The 15,842-nt window shown below is 69.0% G+C and carries 15 protein-coding genes and 5 pseudogenes; 8 read left to right on the forward strand and 12 right to left on the reverse strand.

The window, feature by feature from the left end:
* Positions 1 to 208: 208 nt before the first annotated feature.
* Positions 209 to 907: a hypothetical protein gene (locus tag ACLJWH_RS26310; RefSeq protein ID WP_411144218.1), complete on the forward strand. Its 699-nt coding sequence runs from the start codon at positions 209 to 211 to the stop codon at positions 905 to 907.
* 25 nt (positions 908 to 932) lie between these two features.
* Here the strand turns inward: ACLJWH_RS26310 and ACLJWH_RS26315 are convergent, their stop codons facing one another.
* On the reverse strand, positions 933 to 2,144 hold the full coding sequence (locus ACLJWH_RS26315) for a right-handed parallel beta-helix repeat-containing protein (RefSeq protein WP_411144219.1): 1,212 nt from the start codon (positions 2,142 to 2,144) through the stop codon (positions 933 to 935).
* A gap of 214 nt (positions 2,145 to 2,358) precedes the next feature.
* On the opposite strand from ACLJWH_RS26315, the gene ACLJWH_RS26320 reads away from it, so the two are divergent.
* Together ACLJWH_RS26320 and ACLJWH_RS26325 are read left to right on the forward strand one after the other, a co-directional pair.
* Entirely contained in the window at positions 2,359 to 3,510 is a 1,152-nt protein-coding gene (locus ACLJWH_RS26320) for a Dyp-type peroxidase (RefSeq protein ID WP_411144220.1), read from the forward strand.
* A gap of 88 nt (positions 3,511 to 3,598) precedes the next feature.
* Positions 3,599 to 4,146, forward strand: a pseudogene (locus ACLJWH_RS26325) (DNA-methyltransferase); the annotation flags it as partial.
* 97 nt (positions 4,147 to 4,243) lie between these two features.
* On the opposite strand, the gene ACLJWH_RS26330 reads toward ACLJWH_RS26325, so the two are convergent.
* From ACLJWH_RS26330 to ACLJWH_RS26345, 4 genes are all read right to left on the reverse strand, one after another.
* Complete coding sequence (locus ACLJWH_RS26330; protein ID WP_411144221.1) at positions 4,244 to 4,948, reverse strand: DUF5655 domain-containing protein; 705 nt, start codon at positions 4,946 to 4,948, stop codon at positions 4,244 to 4,246.
* Positions 4,926 to 5,156: a hypothetical protein gene (locus tag ACLJWH_RS26335; RefSeq protein WP_411144222.1), complete on the reverse strand. Its 231-nt coding sequence runs from the start codon at positions 5,154 to 5,156 to the stop codon at positions 4,926 to 4,928. Before ACLJWH_RS26335 ends, ACLJWH_RS26330 begins: the two co-directional genes overlap by 23 nt.
* On the reverse strand, positions 5,153 to 5,707 hold the full coding sequence (locus tag ACLJWH_RS26340; RefSeq protein WP_411144223.1) for a transposase: 555 nt from the start codon (positions 5,705 to 5,707) through the stop codon (positions 5,153 to 5,155). Before ACLJWH_RS26340 ends, ACLJWH_RS26335 begins: the two co-directional genes overlap by 4 nt.
* 468 nt (positions 5,708 to 6,175) lie before the next feature.
* The gene (locus tag ACLJWH_RS26345; RefSeq protein ID WP_411144245.1) at positions 6,176 to 6,778 is read right to left on the reverse strand and encodes a transposase; all 603 of its coding nucleotides are present in this window, start codon (positions 6,776 to 6,778) and stop codon (positions 6,176 to 6,178) included.
* A 276-nt stretch (positions 6,779 to 7,054) separates the two neighbouring features.
* On the opposite strand from ACLJWH_RS26345, the gene ACLJWH_RS26350 reads away from it, so the two are divergent.
* Positions 7,055 to 7,276 (forward strand): DUF397 domain-containing protein, encoded by a 222-nt coding sequence (locus tag ACLJWH_RS26350; RefSeq protein ID WP_411144224.1) that lies wholly within the window; start codon positions 7,055 to 7,057, stop codon positions 7,274 to 7,276.
* Between the two features lie 42 nt (positions 7,277 to 7,318).
* Here ACLJWH_RS26350 and ACLJWH_RS26355 read toward each other — a convergent pair whose 3' ends face one another.
* The 5 genes and pseudogenes from ACLJWH_RS26355 to ACLJWH_RS26375 all read right to left on the reverse strand — a co-directional run bounded on the left by ACLJWH_RS26355 (position 7,319) and on the right by ACLJWH_RS26375 (position 12,736).
* On the reverse strand, positions 7,319 to 8,557 hold the full coding sequence (locus tag ACLJWH_RS26355; RefSeq protein WP_411144225.1) for a sensor histidine kinase: 1,239 nt from the start codon (positions 8,555 to 8,557) through the stop codon (positions 7,319 to 7,321).
* A 1-nt stretch (position 8,558) separates the two neighbouring features.
* Positions 8,559 to 9,359, reverse strand: a complete 801-nt coding sequence (locus ACLJWH_RS26360) for a response regulator transcription factor (protein ID WP_411144226.1) — start codon at positions 9,357 to 9,359, stop codon at positions 8,559 to 8,561.
* A gap of 94 nt (positions 9,360 to 9,453) precedes the next feature.
* Complete coding sequence (locus ACLJWH_RS26365; protein WP_411144227.1) at positions 9,454 to 11,022, reverse strand: trypsin-like serine protease; 1,569 nt, start codon at positions 11,020 to 11,022, stop codon at positions 9,454 to 9,456.
* A gap of 290 nt (positions 11,023 to 11,312) precedes the next feature.
* Positions 11,313 to 12,164, reverse strand: a complete 852-nt coding sequence (locus tag ACLJWH_RS26370; protein ID WP_411144228.1) for an IS5 family transposase — start codon at positions 12,162 to 12,164, stop codon at positions 11,313 to 11,315.
* A gap of 112 nt (positions 12,165 to 12,276) precedes the next feature.
* A pseudogene (locus tag ACLJWH_RS26375) lies at positions 12,277 to 12,736 on the reverse strand (MarR family winged helix-turn-helix transcriptional regulator).
* A 145-nt stretch (positions 12,737 to 12,881) separates the two neighbouring features.
* Between ACLJWH_RS26375 and ACLJWH_RS26380 the strand changes: the two are divergent.
* From ACLJWH_RS26380 to ACLJWH_RS26390, 3 genes and pseudogenes are all read left to right on the forward strand, one after another.
* Positions 12,882 to 12,971: pseudogene (locus tag ACLJWH_RS26380) on the forward strand (IS5/IS1182 family transposase); the annotation flags it as partial.
* 171 nt (positions 12,972 to 13,142) lie between these two features.
* Positions 13,143 to 13,289: pseudogene (locus ACLJWH_RS26385) on the forward strand (helix-turn-helix domain-containing protein); the annotation flags it as partial.
* A complete protein-coding gene (locus ACLJWH_RS26390) occupies positions 13,249 to 14,118 on the forward strand; it encodes a transposase (RefSeq protein WP_411144229.1) in 870 nt (289 codons plus the stop codon). The pseudogene ACLJWH_RS26385 and the gene ACLJWH_RS26390, both read left to right, overlap by 41 nt.
* Here the strand turns inward: ACLJWH_RS26390 and ACLJWH_RS26395 are convergent.
* Positions 14,115 to 14,507 carry a winged helix-turn-helix transcriptional regulator gene (locus tag ACLJWH_RS26395; RefSeq protein WP_411144230.1) on the reverse strand — a complete coding sequence of 131 codons (393 nt, stop codon included), beginning with the start codon at positions 14,505 to 14,507 and terminating at the stop codon, positions 14,115 to 14,117. The genes ACLJWH_RS26390 and ACLJWH_RS26395 overlap by 4 nt on opposite strands.
* A 90-nt stretch (positions 14,508 to 14,597) precedes the next feature.
* On the opposite strand from ACLJWH_RS26395, the gene ACLJWH_RS26400 reads away from it, so the two are divergent.
* A complete protein-coding gene (locus tag ACLJWH_RS26400; protein WP_411144231.1) occupies positions 14,598 to 15,530 on the forward strand; it encodes an NADP-dependent oxidoreductase in 933 nt (310 codons plus the stop codon).
* A 192-nt stretch (positions 15,531 to 15,722) separates the two neighbouring features.
* On the opposite strand, the pseudogene ACLJWH_RS26405 reads toward ACLJWH_RS26400, so the two are convergent.
* Positions 15,723 to 15,842, reverse strand: a pseudogene (locus ACLJWH_RS26405) (IS5/IS1182 family transposase); the annotation flags it as partial.

Below are 15,842 nucleotides of genomic sequence, written 5' to 3' on the forward strand. Positions count from 1 at the left end.
GTCTGTCACCGGACTGCCGAGTGCCGCCGTGACCGCACGACGGCACTCGGCAGGGTGGTGACTGAGAGGGTGAACCAGAAGAGTGTCAGCGTCGCGCCGCGTGCGGAGCGTGAGAATCCGGCAAGCTCGATCGGGCCTTGCGGCTGACCGGCGCCGATGGCTGCGGCCACGCTGGGCGGCAGCCGTCATCGGTGCGACGGCCGTCGCCGTGGCCGCGTTCCTGATCCCCGGCAGTGGCTCCGGACCCAGCGGTCCGCGCGCGCTGACCTCGGACGAGACGAGCCGGCTGGCGATCACGCGGTTCCGCAACTACGAGGCGCACGGCCGCTCGGTGACGATCACTGTGCCGGGCACCGCCGGCGGGCTGATCGTCACGGGTTCCGTCGACTACCGGGGCAAGCTCGGTTACGGCGTGGTGCACGGCACCGGACGCGACGCGTCCAGCGACGGGCTGATCGAGTGGACGGCCGCCGCGGTCTTCGTCCACCCGATGGCGAACGCCCCGGGGCACGCACCCGCGTCGCCGCCCCGGTCGGGCTGGTACAGCCGTCCGCTGCGGTCGTCCGGCAGCTCGCTGGACAGTGCGCTGACCATCGCGCTCAGCCTCGGCAGCGACCGGCCGGACAACGCCCAACTGCTGTCGCAGAACGGCGCCGCCTGGTGGGGACGAGACCAGGTGAACGGGCATCCGGTGGACGTCATGACCGGACCGTCCTCCCGTGACCGCGCCGGTACGGCGGGCAGCGTGCGCTACTGGGTCGGCTCGGACGGCACCATGTACCGGACCCGGGTCAGCGTGGGTTCCGAGACGCAGCCGGTGGTCATCGATTTCGACACCCAGAAGTACGTTCCGGTCACCCCGGTACCCGGAGTCACCCCGGTACCCGGAGTCACCCCGGCGCGGTAGCCGCTGCTCAGGACGCTCAGGACGCTCAGGGCGTCCGCACCCGCGCGCCGGCGGCGAGCAGGGACGCCGGCGGCAGCGGGATGCCTGCCGTGTCCGGCAGGGCCGGAACGGCCGGGACGGCGGTGGCGCCCGCAGTGCGGGCGCCGGGGAACTGTGGCTGGGGACCAGGCGCCGCGACCTCGGTGAACGGGATGCCACCGGGTGCCGTCGGCATCGCCCAGCTGCCGGCCGGCGAGGGCGATCCGGCCGGCAGCGGGCAGGGCGCGGTCGTCGCGAGCCGGGCGGGCACGGTGGTTCGCAGATCATTGCCGCGCAGGCAGTTGCCCCGTCCCCGCGTGGCGGTGCGGAACGTCCAGCCGACGTCAACTCCGTTGACGGCGAAGGTGTTGTCCACGATCTGGTTGCCGTTCGGAGGGATGTCGGCGGTTGCGGTGATCACCAGCCCGGCGTTGCTGTTGTCGGCGATCCGATTGCGGATGAAGTGGTTGTCGCTGCCGCCGTCGATGCCCACGCCGATGCCCCACCCGCCGTCGGCCTGGACGGGGGTCGCCCGCTGCTGGTTGGCCGCGATCAGGTTGCCCGCGATGATGGCGCCCTGCTGCGGGAGCAGCTTCTCCTGGTGGTCGGAATTGGTGGTGAGTCCGACCCGGTTGCCGACCAGGCGGTTGCCGACCACGTACATGTCGCCGCTGGCGTTGGTGCCTTCGTAACCGACCGCGTTGAGTTCGGCGACGTTGTCCCGCACCACGACGTGACAGGGCTTGCACTGTCCGACATAGATCCCCGAGTCCGCGCCGCCCGAGGCGTATGAATGCTCGATGACACCGTCCTGCGCGGAGAACGCGTAGATACCGTAGAGACCGTTGCGAGTCGCGGTCACATAGGAAACCAGGAACGACTTCACGAAGGTGACAGGCTCATCGCCGGTGTCGTAGCCCCCCGAACGCCCCGGCAGCCCGGCGACGGCCTTCGCCGAACCGGTGACCAGGACCCCGTTCTGCGTGTTGTTCTGCACGGTCAGGTTCTCCACGGCCACCCCGGGCGCGGTGACGACGACCCCGTTCGGCTGCTGCAACCGCCCGTCGATGACGACCTTGTCCCGAGACTCACCACGCAGAGTGACGCGAGGCGTGGAGATCTCCACCGACTCGTGGTACACGCCCGGAGCGACCAACACCAGGTCACCGGGGTGAGCGAGAGACACCGCAGCCGAGATCGTCGGGGCGTCGGCCGGCACTCTGACCGTCACCTGCGCGCCGGACGGTCGCCGGCCGTGGCTCGACCCGTCATCGCCGGACCCGCAGCCCGCCAGTACACATGTCAGTGTGCTCAGTAACGCGGCCATCAGGCGAAGACGCAGACGAGGCATGGCCTCATCCTGGCATGAAGTCATACCGGCGGGAGAGCGATCAACTCACCACCGCCTGAACGGATATGGCATTCTTCCCACCGTGAGCCGAGCCGAGTCCCATCCGTCACGCCGCGCCTTCATCGGGGCCGCCGGGGCCGTGGCGGCCACCGGGCTCGCCGCCGGGTGCGAATCGCCTGCACCTCAGCCGGGCCCGCCCCCTTCCGCCGCGTCGATGACACGGGTGTCGCCGGTCGGCCGCTATCAGGCAGGCATCACGCTCCCGCAACCGGCCCAGCCGAACCTCCTGGCGCTGGTGGCCGACCTCGGCGACGCCGTGGCCGCCGGTCCGCTGCTGGCCGAACTCGGCCAGGCCATTCACACCCTCACCGCGGGGAACGATCCACGACTGCTGGGCCTGCCGCCGGGCGATCTCACCGTGACGATCGGGGTGGGCGCACGGCTGGTGCGCATGTCCGATCCCGCCCTGCCCGGCGCGGCGGACCTCCCTCAATTCTCCCGCGAGCGGATCGCCCCACAGGCACGCGGCGGGGACCTGTTGATACAGATCTGCGCCAGCGACGCCTTGCTGTTGCCGGTCACCGCCGCCGCGCTGCTGGACCAGGCCGGTGACCGGATACGGGAACGCTGGCGGCAGTCCGGACGCCGCGGTCCGAACATCCCCGTGGACAAGGACATTTCCGCGCCACAGAACCTGCTCGGTTTCATCGACGGCATCGTGGGCCCGCACACGACGGCCGAACACCAACGCCATCTGTGGCTGGCCGGGCCGGCTCCGGTCGCCGGCGGCACCCTTGCCGTACTACGGCGCATGGAACTCGACCTGCCGCGGTTCGCCGCGCTCTCCGTCGCCGACCAGGAGGCGGTCTTCGGCCGGCACCGGGCCACCGCCGTGCCTCTCTCCGGCGGCACCATGGCCTCGGCCCCGAACCTCGGCGCCAAAACACCTGACGGGCGCTACCTCATACCGGCCGACGCTCACGTCCGCCGGGCCAACCCCAACGTGGTCGGCGTCGGCCTCATGCTCCGCCGCTCCTACAGCACCGACGAGCCCACCCCTGGCTTGCTCTTCATCAGCTTCCAGAACGACATACGCACCTTCACCAACACGCTTGCGCATATGGACGATTCCGACGCCCTGCTGCGCTTCACCACCACCACCGCCAGCGCAACCTTCCTCATCCTCCCCGGCTTCGACCAGCAGCACCCGCTCGGCGCCCGGATGTTCCACTGAACAGGCCGACGACGGGGCCGGAGCCGCGTTCGGCTGCCCGCCGTTACTCGTCGTGCCCCTGTGCGGCGCTGTCCCGGCGCTCGCCGAACGAGACCAGCGCTCCTATCGCGCCTGGCTCACCGAACTGCTCACCGAGGCATACTGCGCCAGCCGCGAACACGCCATCGTGATGGTCTTCTCGGACTGGCGGCAGGACCCCACCACCTCCGATGTCCTACAGATGGCCGGCTGGACCTGGTCCGGCACCATCCCGTGGATCAAGTCGGCCTCACGCCCTCGCAAGGGTGGTCCGAAGCAGGACTCCGAGTTCATCCTCTGGGGCGTCAAGGGCGGCCTCGACCACGCCGGAACCCCTACCTGCCTGGCCACTACATCGCCTCCCAGCCTCGCAAGGACCGTGTCCACATCACTCAGAAGCCCATCGAGGTCATGCAGTAGCTCGTCCAGGTCTGCCCTTCCGGCGGCACCGTCCTCGACGCCTTCACCGGCAGCGGCACCACCGGCGTCGCAACTCTGAAGGAAGGCCGCAACTTCATCGGCGTCGAACTCTCCTCCCACTACGCCGACATCGCCGAAGAGCGCCTCCGTGGTGCCCTCGCCCAGGACGACTTCGAACTCGCCGGGCCCGAGGAGTGAAGGCGCCCACTGGCAGACCGGCGAAAACACAGAAGAGGGCGGTTAGGGCGGTTGCTTCACCCAAAACCCGATGAAGCAACCGCCGTTGACGCTCCGGTCAGCTTTCTTCGACGCTCCGCTGGATGAGGCCAGCGGCCCGCGCGAGATCCTCGCGCGATCTGATCCGTACCTCGACACCGTCCTTGATTCCGAGACAGCCCAGACCGCGGACGTCTCGCGAGAAGCCCTCCTCCAGCTCCACGGCGTCCGGATCCAGTTTCAGGTTGACCACGAGCATCCGATTACGAGGCTGGACGCGCGCCGTGGCGACATTCTTGATCCGCCGGTACACGATGTAGTGCAACTGCGGCTCCTTCTGCACGTCCCCATGCGACAGAAGTACCTCGTCGAGATCCGCATAGAGATCCTGAAGATCCTGCGGCGACTCATCGAAGTACTGCTGCACCGACTTCGGCAAAGGAGCGTTGGAAGATCGGGAGGCGGACACCGCCCTTCGCCGAGCCGGAGCCGCGGTACCGGAAACGGAAGCAACCAGGTGCAGCGTCAACACGTCATCGAAGACCCGATAGCTCACCAAATCGATTCGACGGCCGATCATCTCAATCGCCACGGTGTCGTGGTGAGTGAAGTCCCCAGCGATGCAGACGAGTCGGGGATTGCTCCAGTCAATCACCTCGGCTGCCTCCGAACCGAGCTCTTCCTTGACCAGGCTCTCGAACTCATGGTGATGGTCATGAAGCCACGACAGATACGACAACGCTTGATTCGTGACGTTCTGGTCACGGGAGCGCTTGTACTCCACGATGACCGGTGTCCCGTTCTCGTCCAGGTCCAAAGGGTCGATTCGCCCCCGATGTCGGCCCGTACTCGCTTGCCAGGAAACGAATGCCGAGCATCGCCTCCATGTTGCCCTCGATCAGCGACTGCAACTCGCGCTCCAGTGCCACGGACGAGCCCACAATCTCCGTGGCCTGTCCACCACGTACCCTGAATGCCTTCAGGTTGTTCATACGCCTCCCCCACCTCGATCACTGCGCAGGAACAATCGAGCTCGGGAGGACTTAATTCCGACGGGACTTTGGGGGCTACAGGGGCTCTGCTGCTCTATTCGGGTTCGTGCGGTGAGTCGGTAGGCAAGGCGTTCGAGGTGGCTGGAGCGGTTGCGGCCGAGGGGGCGGTCGGTCCAGTAGGCGTCGAGCCGGACGATGTTGAGCGCGGCCGCGGAGAAGGCGTGCTGGGGGCGGATTTTCGGCAGGCCGCGGTAGCGGGTCCGTCGTATCCCGGCCACGTCCAGGGCCTGGTTGACGGTGCCTTCGATTCCGGCGCGCAGGGCGTACTTGTCCCGCCAGGTCCCGGTGTCCTGTTCGGTGCGGGCTGTGGTGACGGCCTCGTGGATCTCACGGGGTCGCAGGGTGAGCGTGCGGAAGCCGTGGGATGCGGTGGTGCACTGCTTTTGCGAGGGACATGCCCGGCAGTCCCGCCTGTCGAACTCGACGATGATGGCGTCGTGTCCGTGCTGGGTGACGGGGTACCAGCCGCTGCTGGTGGACCTTCGGGGCAAGCCGTGGTTCGCGTCTTCCAGTCGATGCGGAAGTTGCTCTTGCCGAAGCCCTGGTCGGCCTTGGCCTGCGGGGAGTGGTCGGCCAGGAGCGGGGTGACCATGGTGATGCCGTTCTGCGCGGCGGTGGTGACCAGGCCGGCCGAGGGGTAGCCGGAATCCAGGTAGTGCTCGCCCGGGGCGAGGCCGCGTTCGGCGAGCCGCTGCTGGATGCCGGTGGTGGCCTTCACGTCCGGCACGGTGGCGTCGGTGGTGTGCACGTCGGCGATCAGGTTCGGCCGTGGGCAGGAGCGCCGTCCGGCTTCGGCTTCGGCTTCGGTGGGGGCGTCGCAGCTTTCGGTCAGATGGATCTCGAATCCGCACCAGAACAGGTCCTCGCCCTTGGCCGCCCAGCGGGCGTCGGGTCATACGGGGAGGCCAGACGGCGTCTGCCGGGCGGGACGCCCTCGTCGTCGGCGTCCCGCTTCACGATCACCTCCCGCCCCGAGTGTCGGTGCGCATGCAGTAGGTCTGCACGAGCACCTGCCGCAGGATCTGGACGGCCTCGACATCACGGATCCACACCGGGGCGGCAGCGTCACAGGCGGCCCGCACGATCGCATAGCCGTCCTGCGCGAACACCTGCGCCAGCCGGTCCCGCTTGGCCTTGGACGACGGCATGGTCCAGCCGTTGACCCTCGGTCCGTAGCGGTGGGCGAACTCGGCGACGTCGATCTGGTCGGCCAGCCAGGCGGGCGCGGCCACCGCGAGGGCCTCCAGCGCGGCGCGCACGCTCTCCCCGGCCAGCTCCAGCCGGTTCAGTCCCGGACTGCGGAGATGACGTGGTGGCATCGGTACGCTGTCTGCCGCCGGCGCCGACCAGCCCGCGTCGCGGCAGTGGTCGACCAGCCGGTCGAAGACCACCCGCTCCAGGCCGTGCCTGGCCAACCGGGCGCGGAAGCGGGCCAGCACGCTGGGACCGAAGCCGGTACCGGTCAGCTCCGCCCCGATCGCGTACTTCCAGTCGATCGCGCGGACGGCCATCGCGGTGGCTTGCCGGTCGGTCAGGTTCTCGGCGAACTGCAGAACCGTGATTCAGGGACAGCACCGCCGGTGCCATCCCCGGGGCACCACGGATCCCGAAGGCGCCGGTGAACGGCTCGTCGGCGAAGACCTCCGCCAAGCGGTCCCGCACCCGAATCGGCAGCCTCCCCTTGGGAAAGCCGCCCGCGCCACCGCCACGCTCTGTTCCGGGATCTCCGGCAGCCCCTTCGGCTGCAACGACATCCGCATCATCCCCCCTGCGGCCACACGACAGGGAAGCGACCACAGGAACGATCACCTCGCCAACACACCACTCCCCGCAGCAAAATGCGCAGCAGAGTCCTTTACGTCGCCAAAGTCCCCGCCGGCTGGCAGACATCCTCGTACTGCGGCGAAGGGGAGGCATGCGTCAACGTCGCCGTGAGCGCCCCCGACGTCATCAAGCTTCGCGAAAGCGACGCCCCCGACGTCATCCTCACCACCACCCTCGCCAACCTCCGCACCTTCATCCGCGCCGCCAAAGCAGGGCGGTACGACTCCCCCCTCTGACACGCGACAGGGCCGCACCCCAACAGGGGAGGCCCGGTGGCGTCAGCTGGGCGGCAGTTGGAGGGTTGCGACGGCTCCGCCGTCAGCGGCGTTCGAGAAGAGCAGGGTCGCGCCGATGACCTCGGCCTGGCCCGAGGCGATGATGAGGCCGAGGCCGTGGCCGCGGCCGCGTTCGGCTGCTCCGGTGCGGAAGCGTTGCGGTCCGTCGGCGAGGAGGCTGTCGGGGAAGCCTGGGCCGTGGTCGCGGACGGCGACGGTCGTGTCCTCGACGGTGATCTCGACCGGACCGGCGCCGTGCCGGTGGGAGTTGACGACCAGATTGGCGAGAATCCGGTCGAGCCGCCGGGGGTCCGTCTCCACCACGGCGGGCGGCACGGCGCCGGCCGTGAGATGCGCGTCGAGGGCGGTGCGGGCGAGCGAGTCCCGGACCAAGTCGGGGAGGGCGACGGGCCGCAGGTCGGCGTGGACCGTGCCGGCGTCGAGGCGGGAGATCTCCAGCAGGTCCTCGACGAGGGCGCGCAGCACTCGTACCCGGTCTCTGACGAGATCGGTGGCCTCGCTCTCGGGGAGCAGTTCGGCGGAGGTGACCAGGCCCATCAGCGGGGTGCGCAGTTCGTGGGCGACATCGGCGGTGAAGCGCTGCTCACTGAGCAGCCGATCCTGCAAACTGTCGGCCATCGAGTCGACGGCGGCCGAGATCTCGGTGATCTCGTCGCCTTTCCGGCCGCCCGTCCCGGTTCTGGCGACCAGGTCGCCAGAGGCTATGCACCGGGCCGTACGCGCCACCCACCGCAGTCGCCGGTTGGGGAGTTCGGCGGCGAGGACGGACAGTGGAACGATGACGGCCAGCGCGACCAGTGAGTACCTCCACATGTGCCGGTCCAGGGCCCAACGGCTGTTCCGGTCGGAGGTCATGTCGACCCAGACTGCCGCCAGGCGCCCGCCGGGCATCCTTTTTCCGGCCCACATCCGTGTCCAGTACCCGTCGTACTGCTCGTACAGGTGGCCGCTCCCGTTGTCCCGGACCATTCGCACAAGAGCCGCCGGCATGTCCTCGGGGGCCGTCACCAGGACGCAGAGACCGCTGCCGCTGTCCGCCGAGAGGGCGGTGTTGAGGGCGACGCGCGCCTTGGCCGCGCCGTCGTTCATGGACCACTCGTACGTGCTGTGGTGCACCAGCAGCCCTACCGTCAGCGCGATGCCGCAGCACGCCACGGCTACCAGGAGGGCGATACTCCAGCGCAGCGAGCGCCAGTTGAGCAGGGACCGCCGGGCTCCCATGTCAGCTCCTCAGCTTGTAGCCGAATCCTCGAACCGTCTCGATGCGCCCGGCTCCGATCTTCCTCCGCAGCCGCTGCACGCACAGGTCGACCACCCGGCTGTCGCCGTCCCAGCCGTAGTCCCACACGTTGCGCAGCAGGGCCTGCCGGTCCAGGACGATGCCCGGGTGGGCGACGAATTCCAGCAGCAGCCGGAGTTCGGTGGGGCCCAGCGCGACCGGCTCACCGGCGAGGAACACCTCCAGGCCGGCCGTATCGACCGCCAGGTCTCCGAAGACGAGCCGGGGGCGCCCGCCGGATGGATCGCTCCCGCCAGGAGGGAACGGCCTGTCCGGCAGGGAGGCCGTGGATCCGCCCGGCACCGCCATCGCGGTGCCGGGCTCCGCTGCCGCCGCGACCGGCGCGAACGTGGCGCGGCGCAGCAGGGATCGTATTCGGGCCACCAGCAGGGCGGTGTCGACCGGCTTGACGACGTAGTCGTCGGCGCCCGATTCCAGGCCGGCCACGATGTCTGGTATGTCTCCGCGGGCCGACATCATCAGGATCGGGGCCGTGCTGGTCTCCCTGATCCGGCGGCACAGTCCGATGCCGTCGAGTTCCGGCAGCATGATGTCCAGCAACAGCAGGTCGTGCCCGCCTCGCAGGAACACTTCGAGACCGGTCAGTCCGTCACCGGCGGAGGTGACACGGTAGCCGTAGCGCTCCAGCGCCAGCGTCACCGATCTGCGGATCACCTCGTCGTCCTCGACGAGCAGGATCGCTACGGGCGCCGGGGCGTTCCCCCCGGCCGCTGGGACCGACATTTTCCCCCATCGGACGTGCTGGGTGCTGGGGGACCATGATGCGACGAGGAGGTCCGCCTTGCCCAATCAGCGCCCGTGGCCGGGGTTTGCCCCATCAGCGCCCGTGGCCCGCGCGCGGCGTGGCACCAGTGAGCGTGCAGCCCTCGCGCGACAAGTCCAGCTTCGACCCCGCCGTCATGCAGGACGCGATCCCGTAGACCTGCTGACCGTAGCCGCGACCCTTGACGGAAGTCACCGTTCCGTCCGAGCCCACCTCGCAGGGGTTGTTGTCGGTGCACTTCTCGCCGTCGTCGTTGTGGGTGTTGTGGATTCCCACCACCGTGGTGCCGTCGGGGGCCAGCAGCGCCGAACCGGAGGTGCCGAAGAAGGGGGCGCAGTCCTCGCCGGTGGCGTAGCGGATCGAGTGGTCCTCCTGATAGCCGCCCTCCCGCAGGTGCGGGACCACGGCCTCGGCGGTGCAGTGGAAACGGTGGGTGGGGTAGGCCATGGTCAGCGAGTCGCCCGCGCGCGCCGGGGAGGACGCGAGCCGGAAGACCTTCGCGCCCTCGGCCTTCAACTGCGCGTAGGTCTGGTCCAGACGGTAGAGCGCGACATCGGTGCCGGTCATCGTCGCGTACACCAGCCGTTTCGCATGGGCGGTGGTCGTCGGGTAGCCCTGGCGGTCGGCGATCGGCACCTCGCGGTCGGCCGGCTGGTCCGTCAGCGAGGCTCCGGGCGCGGGCCGCTTCCCCTCCACGCAGTGGCCGTTGGTCATCATCAGCGCCGGGTCCTGCGGCCGGGAAGCCGGGGTGCTCACCACCGAGCCCACGCAGATGCCCAGGTCCACCGCGCCTTCCACGTTCGGGATCTTGTCGTCGGGCGGCACGTGGGCGCCGCTGATGATGCCGTTGATCCAGTCGGCGTGCCTGGTGACGTCCGTGTACCGCGTCCTGCCGCTCTCCCAGTCGGGGCCGCTGACCACACCGGCAACCGCCCACTGGCGGCCCTCACGGACCAGCGCGGGCCCACCGGAGTCCGTGTTCCCTGTGGTGACGCTGCCGTCGTCGCTGCCGACGCACAGCTCTCCGACGTCGGCTTCCGTGCACTTCGAGCGCGGCTGGACCACGGTGTCGGCCTCCCGCAGCCGATGCGGGTAGCACGCCGAATCGGTGTCGTCGTCGCAGGTCATGCCCCAGCCCATGATCCGGACGGGGGAGTTGTCCGCCGGCGTGGCCGAGGCGATCCGCACGGGCTTGGCCCGCACCGGGGTGCGCAGGTGCATCAACGCCACGTCCTTGCCCCAGAACACGTCGTCATCGAAGGTCGCCAGCCGGTAGTAGTGATCGACCTCCGCCACCTCGCCCCCGGACCTGGTGTCCAGCGACCCGACCCGGACCTTCCAGCCCTTCGGGACCCCCACTCTCGCCATGGTCGGGTTCTTACCGGCGCAGTGGCTCGCGGTCAGCACCCACTGCGGCGCGAGGACCTCCACCCCGCAGCCGTGTCCGTCCGGGTGCGGCGACTTGGGAAAGGAGGGCTGGAACGATCCCATGAACGAGTAGGCGTGGGTCGACTCGGTGCCGCCCTTGATGGCCTGCGCCGGCGTCGCGGCCACCATGGACGCGGCCACGGCAACCCCGGTCGTCAGGACGGCGGCCGCCCTCCGACTTATCCAATTGCGCATCAACGTCTCCCCTTTCGTCCGCCGCGGGCCGTCCCCGCGGCGATCTCGTACGGAGGAGGAACGGCACCCGGCCGTCCCGTCCGGGCCACCGATCCTGGACCCGGCGGACCGCCGGAAGGGCTCACGCGTGTATCAGACGTTCCGCGGCGACCGCTCAGTCGTGTATCAGCGTGTGTGCGTCCGTCGATGTGTGCGTCTAGAACGCGGCAGGGCCGCACCCCCCTCCCGGGGAGTGCGGCCCTGTGCGCGTACGAACGTACTGGGGAGACTTAGGCCGACCGGCAAATGGATCACTTGAGGCGTCGGGTGGTGGGGCGGCCGTCCCAGCGATAGCGGCTCGTCGAGCGTCGGATGAGCATGCGGAGCGTGACGACAGCGGCGGCTAGGTAGAGGTAGAAGTCCACGACGCTGCCGTCCTTCTCGGTGCAGCGCCGCAGCTTGCCGTAGCCGTTCATCCACGAATGGGAACGCTCGGCCACCCACCGCTTACCAGCCTGGATCGGTGCGGGCACCCCCTTACGAGCGATCTCGCCGGTGAAGCCGAACTCGTCAAGCAAGGCACGGGTCCTGGCGCTGTCGTAGCCCCGGTCCAGGTTGACGTTCACTTGCTCGGGGAGTGCTCCTACCTGGGCCTTCGTAGCTTCGAGGGTGGGGCCGAGCAGCGGTGAGTCGTGCCGGTTGGCGCCTGCGGAGACGATTCCCAGAGGAACTCCGGCCGCGTCGGAGGCCACCGATCGCTTCAGTCCCTGCTTACCCCGGTCGACCGGGGAGCGTCCTGCTTTCTCGCCGCCCGAGGGAGCTTTCGTGATGCAGCCGTCCACGGAGATCTCAGCCAGTCCGAGGCCGTTCATCCGGTCGTACGCCTGGAGTGCCAGGGCGTGGATCTGCTCTGATATGCCCATCTGTGACCAGAGTTTGACACGGCGTCGGATGGTGCGATCCGAGCAACCCGGACTGGCGATCCGCTCGTACCCGGTGCCGTGGACCAGAGCCTGCACGATGTGCTCGAAGACGATCCGGTCCGGGACCCGGCGACGGTGACAGCCCAGCGGGTGGGTGGGCGCATAGTCATCGCGCGCGGGCAGCAGGACGGCGAACTGGTCCCACAGGGGTTCGAGCAGGCAGGATGGCACAGCAGGCACGGGCCCTCCAGGGATCACTGAGCGTAGAGAACTCCATGATCACCCAGGCCCGTGCCTGTTTCGTGCTCTTGAGTGACCAGCCGTCAGTGCCACCACCGTTCGCCAGTCGGTCTCAGTGGTGCCAAGCGCGCCCGCCGGTGTTGTGGATGAAATCGCTGGAGTACCTTGAGGGTGCTCAAGTACTCCTCTCCGGAGATGCCCGCGTGCCGTTCCGCCCGCAGCTCGTCCTGGAGGGCCGCTGCCTTGTCATAGAATGCCCGGCCTTTCGTCGTGATGCCGAGGCATCCCTCGGCGTCCTCGGTGATCCAGCCTTGGGCGATGGTCTTGTCGATCTCCGACTCCATGGCTTCCGGACCTGTGTCGAGGTAATTTCGGAGGAGGCGGGACACCTCGTCGCGGGTTTTGACGGTGTCGGCGCGTGCGACCTGCGCGAGAACCCACCACTGCGGCTGGGTAGTGCCGATCCCCGCGAGGGCTGCCCGGGTGCGGGTGACGATGGCCTTGTAGGCCGCCCAACTCCAGTAGCCGATAGGCTGCTCGATCAGTTCGGCGTCGCTGTGCGAGTACTTCATGGCTGGTCCCTCCGCCTTTGCCTGAGCTGGTTCGACGAGATCGACCGTAGAAAGTCAACCTAACTTGAGGTCAAGTTCGTTCGGCCACGTTCTATCTCTTTCGATCAGGAGCGCCACCAGATCAGAGGGCTGCGACATCGCTCGCTCCTCTTTCGTCACGCTCCGCATGCTCATCCGACGCTCGACGAGCCGCTATCGCTGGGACGGCCGCCCCACCACCCGACGCCTCAAGTGATCCATTTGCCGGTCGGTCTAAGTCTTGGCCATTTGTTGTGCGCTTTGGGCAGGTGGCCTGGAGGGAGGGGCTGCCGTGGTGATGAGGCCGTTGCGTGTGGAGTTGTCGGCGGTGCAGGAGGCCGAGCTTGGGTGTCGGCTGCGAACGTGGGATCTGACGGTAAATGAGCGGATGCGGCTGGAGTGTGTGCGGCTGTCGGCGCAGGGCCGGACGGTGCCGCAGATCGCGCTGATCGTCGTCAGGCACGTGGTCACCGTGCGCAGGGCGCTGCACCGGTTTGCCGGCGGCGGGTTCGCAGCCCTGGCGGACGCACCGCGTCCGGGCCGGCCGCCGTGCTGGGCGCGGGAGGACCTGGACGCTGGCAGGGCTGGCGCAGTGCCTGCGGTCCGAGCGCGGCGTGGATCTGGACTCCTCGTGGCTGTCGGTGCTGCTGCACCGGGACGGCTTCCGGTGGAAGCGCACCCGCGACAGCCTCCGGCACCTCGCCGACCCGGTCCTCCAGCAGGCCGCGCGGGCCAAGCTGGAAGACTTGCGCACCGAGGCCGATGCGGGCATCCGCGACCTGGTCTTCCTCGACGAGTCGGGCTTCGCGCCGACCACGCCCACCGGCTACACCTGGTCGCGGATCGGGCAGCGCGCCGTGGTGCCCCGCGAGGACACTCGCGACCGGCGCGTCAACGTGTTCGGCGCCCTATTCGTCGGCACCGCTCCCGACCTGCTGTGGCAGCACACCCAGGGGAAGAGCGACGCCGGGGTGCTGCTGGAGTTCCTCTGTTCCAAGCTGGCCGGCCTGCCCGGCGGGGCCGCCTCCCTGGACCTGGCCGCCGATGGCATCGGTGCTCTGCCCGTCTGGCGGCGGCCCCGGCCGTGCACCGTAGTGCTGGACAACGCCTCCGCACACGTGGCCAAGGCGTTCAAGGGCCGGCGCGACCAGCTGGCGAGAATCGGAGTGGAACTGTTCTACCTGCCACCCCGCAGCCCCGAGCTCAACGCCATCGAACGCGTCTGGCGCTCGGCCAAGTACGAGGACTACCCCGACCGCGCCCACACCAGCACGGACGACATCGAAGCCGCCGTCGACCAAGCCCTGACCCGCCAGCAGACCCGCATCCGAGGATCAGCAGCGAACTTCACCCAAGCCGCTTAGCGGGGGCCTCCGTCGCTATGGGCTACCGGTTCGGGATCGGTGCCGAGCGCATCGAGCACTGCGTCGCCGTTCGCCCTCGCCCACTCGGTCAGCATGTGGATCGGATCGATCAGCGTCGCCCCGAGCGGGGTGAGCTCGTACTCGACGCGGGGCGGCGCCTCGGCGTAGGCGTGGCGGCGGATGAGTCCGTGCGCCTCGAGCCGTCGGAGCGTCTGGGTGAGCATCTTGCGGGAGATGCCGCCGATCAGCTCGATCAGCTCGCCATGGCGCACCGGGCCCTTGCTGAGGCCGTAGAGCACGACCACCGTCCACTTGTCGGCGATCACCTCGACCGCCAGCCGCGCCGGACAGTCGGCGAGAAAGGGATCACCGGGACCGAAACCGCTCATGGCGCCCAAGGTACTCGCGCCGAAGGTACCTGCTGGTTCCTATCAAATTCATAGCCTGGGTCTTCTTCCCCCTTCGAAGCCAGGAGAGTCATGCGAGTCATCACCCAGCAGACGCTCGGCGGTCCCGAGGTGCTCACCATCGTGGACGCGCCCGAGCCCCAGCCCCTCCCCACCGAGGTTCTCGTCCGCGTCAAGGCGATCGGGCTGAACCCGCTGGAGGCGCTCCTGCGCGCCGGCGAGTTCCCCCCGCTGCTCGGCCAGCCGCCGTTCATCCTCGGCTGGGACATCAGCGGCGTGGTCGAGGAGGGATCGCTGACGTATAGGTTCAGGCCCGGCGACGAGGTGTTCGGGATGCCACTGTTCCCACGGGCGGGGGGCGCTTACGCCGAGGTGGTGTCTGCGCCGGCGTTGCACCTGGCACGCAAGCCTGCGTCGCTCTCACACGTCGAGGCGGCGGCCCTGCCGGTCGTCGGGCTGACGGCGTGGCAGGGCCTCGTCGACCTCGCCGGCGTGACCGAGGGCGACCGCGTCCTGGTCCACGGCGGTGGTGGCGGGGTCGGCCACGTCGCGATCCAGATCGCGAAAGCGCTCGGCGCGCACGTGATCGCGACCGCCAGCGGGAGCAAGCGGAAGTTCGTCGAGGAGTTCGGCGCCGACGAGGTGATCGACTACACGGCGGTCGACTTCACCGAGGCGGTCCGCGACATCGACGTCGTGCTCGACACGATCGGCGGCGACACCGTCGAGCGGTCGCTCGAAGTGCTCCGCCCAGGCGGTCACCTGGTGACGGCGGTCGCCGAGGGGGATTCGGCCCTCGCCGCCAAGTACGCGGCGGCCGGCATGCGCTTCAGCGGCATCGCGGTCGACCCCGATCGGGTCGCCCTGAGAGGGCTCGTCGAACTCGTCGAACAGGGCAGGCTCCGGATCCACGTGCAGGAGACGTTCCCGTTCGAGCGCGTCGCCGACGCGCACCGGCTGCTCGACGGCGGTCACCTCCAGGGCAAGCTCGTCCTCACCGTCTGATCCCGTCGTGGGGCCTCGCGTGAGCCGCATCCGCTCGGTCACGCTCAGATCCCGCGCCCGCAACCGCCGCCCGAGCTCGGCCTCCTGCATCGGCGTCAACTCCACACGCAACGGCCTCATCACCACGGCAGCCCCTCCTACCCGGCCACCTACCCAAAGCGCACACCAAATCCCCAAGACGGCTTAGAGGAGCTAACAGAATGCTTGGACGCGTCGGTAGGTGATGACGCAGCAGGCCAGTTTGAGGAACGCTTCGTGGATGTCGTCGCGGATCTCCCAGCGGATCCGAAGGCGGCGGAAGCCATGGATCCA

The sequence above is a fragment of the Streptomyces sp. x-80 genome, from assembly GCF_046549095.1.
Taxonomy (GTDB): Bacteria; Actinomycetota; Actinomycetes; order Streptomycetales; family Streptomycetaceae; genus Streptomyces; species Streptomyces celluloflavus.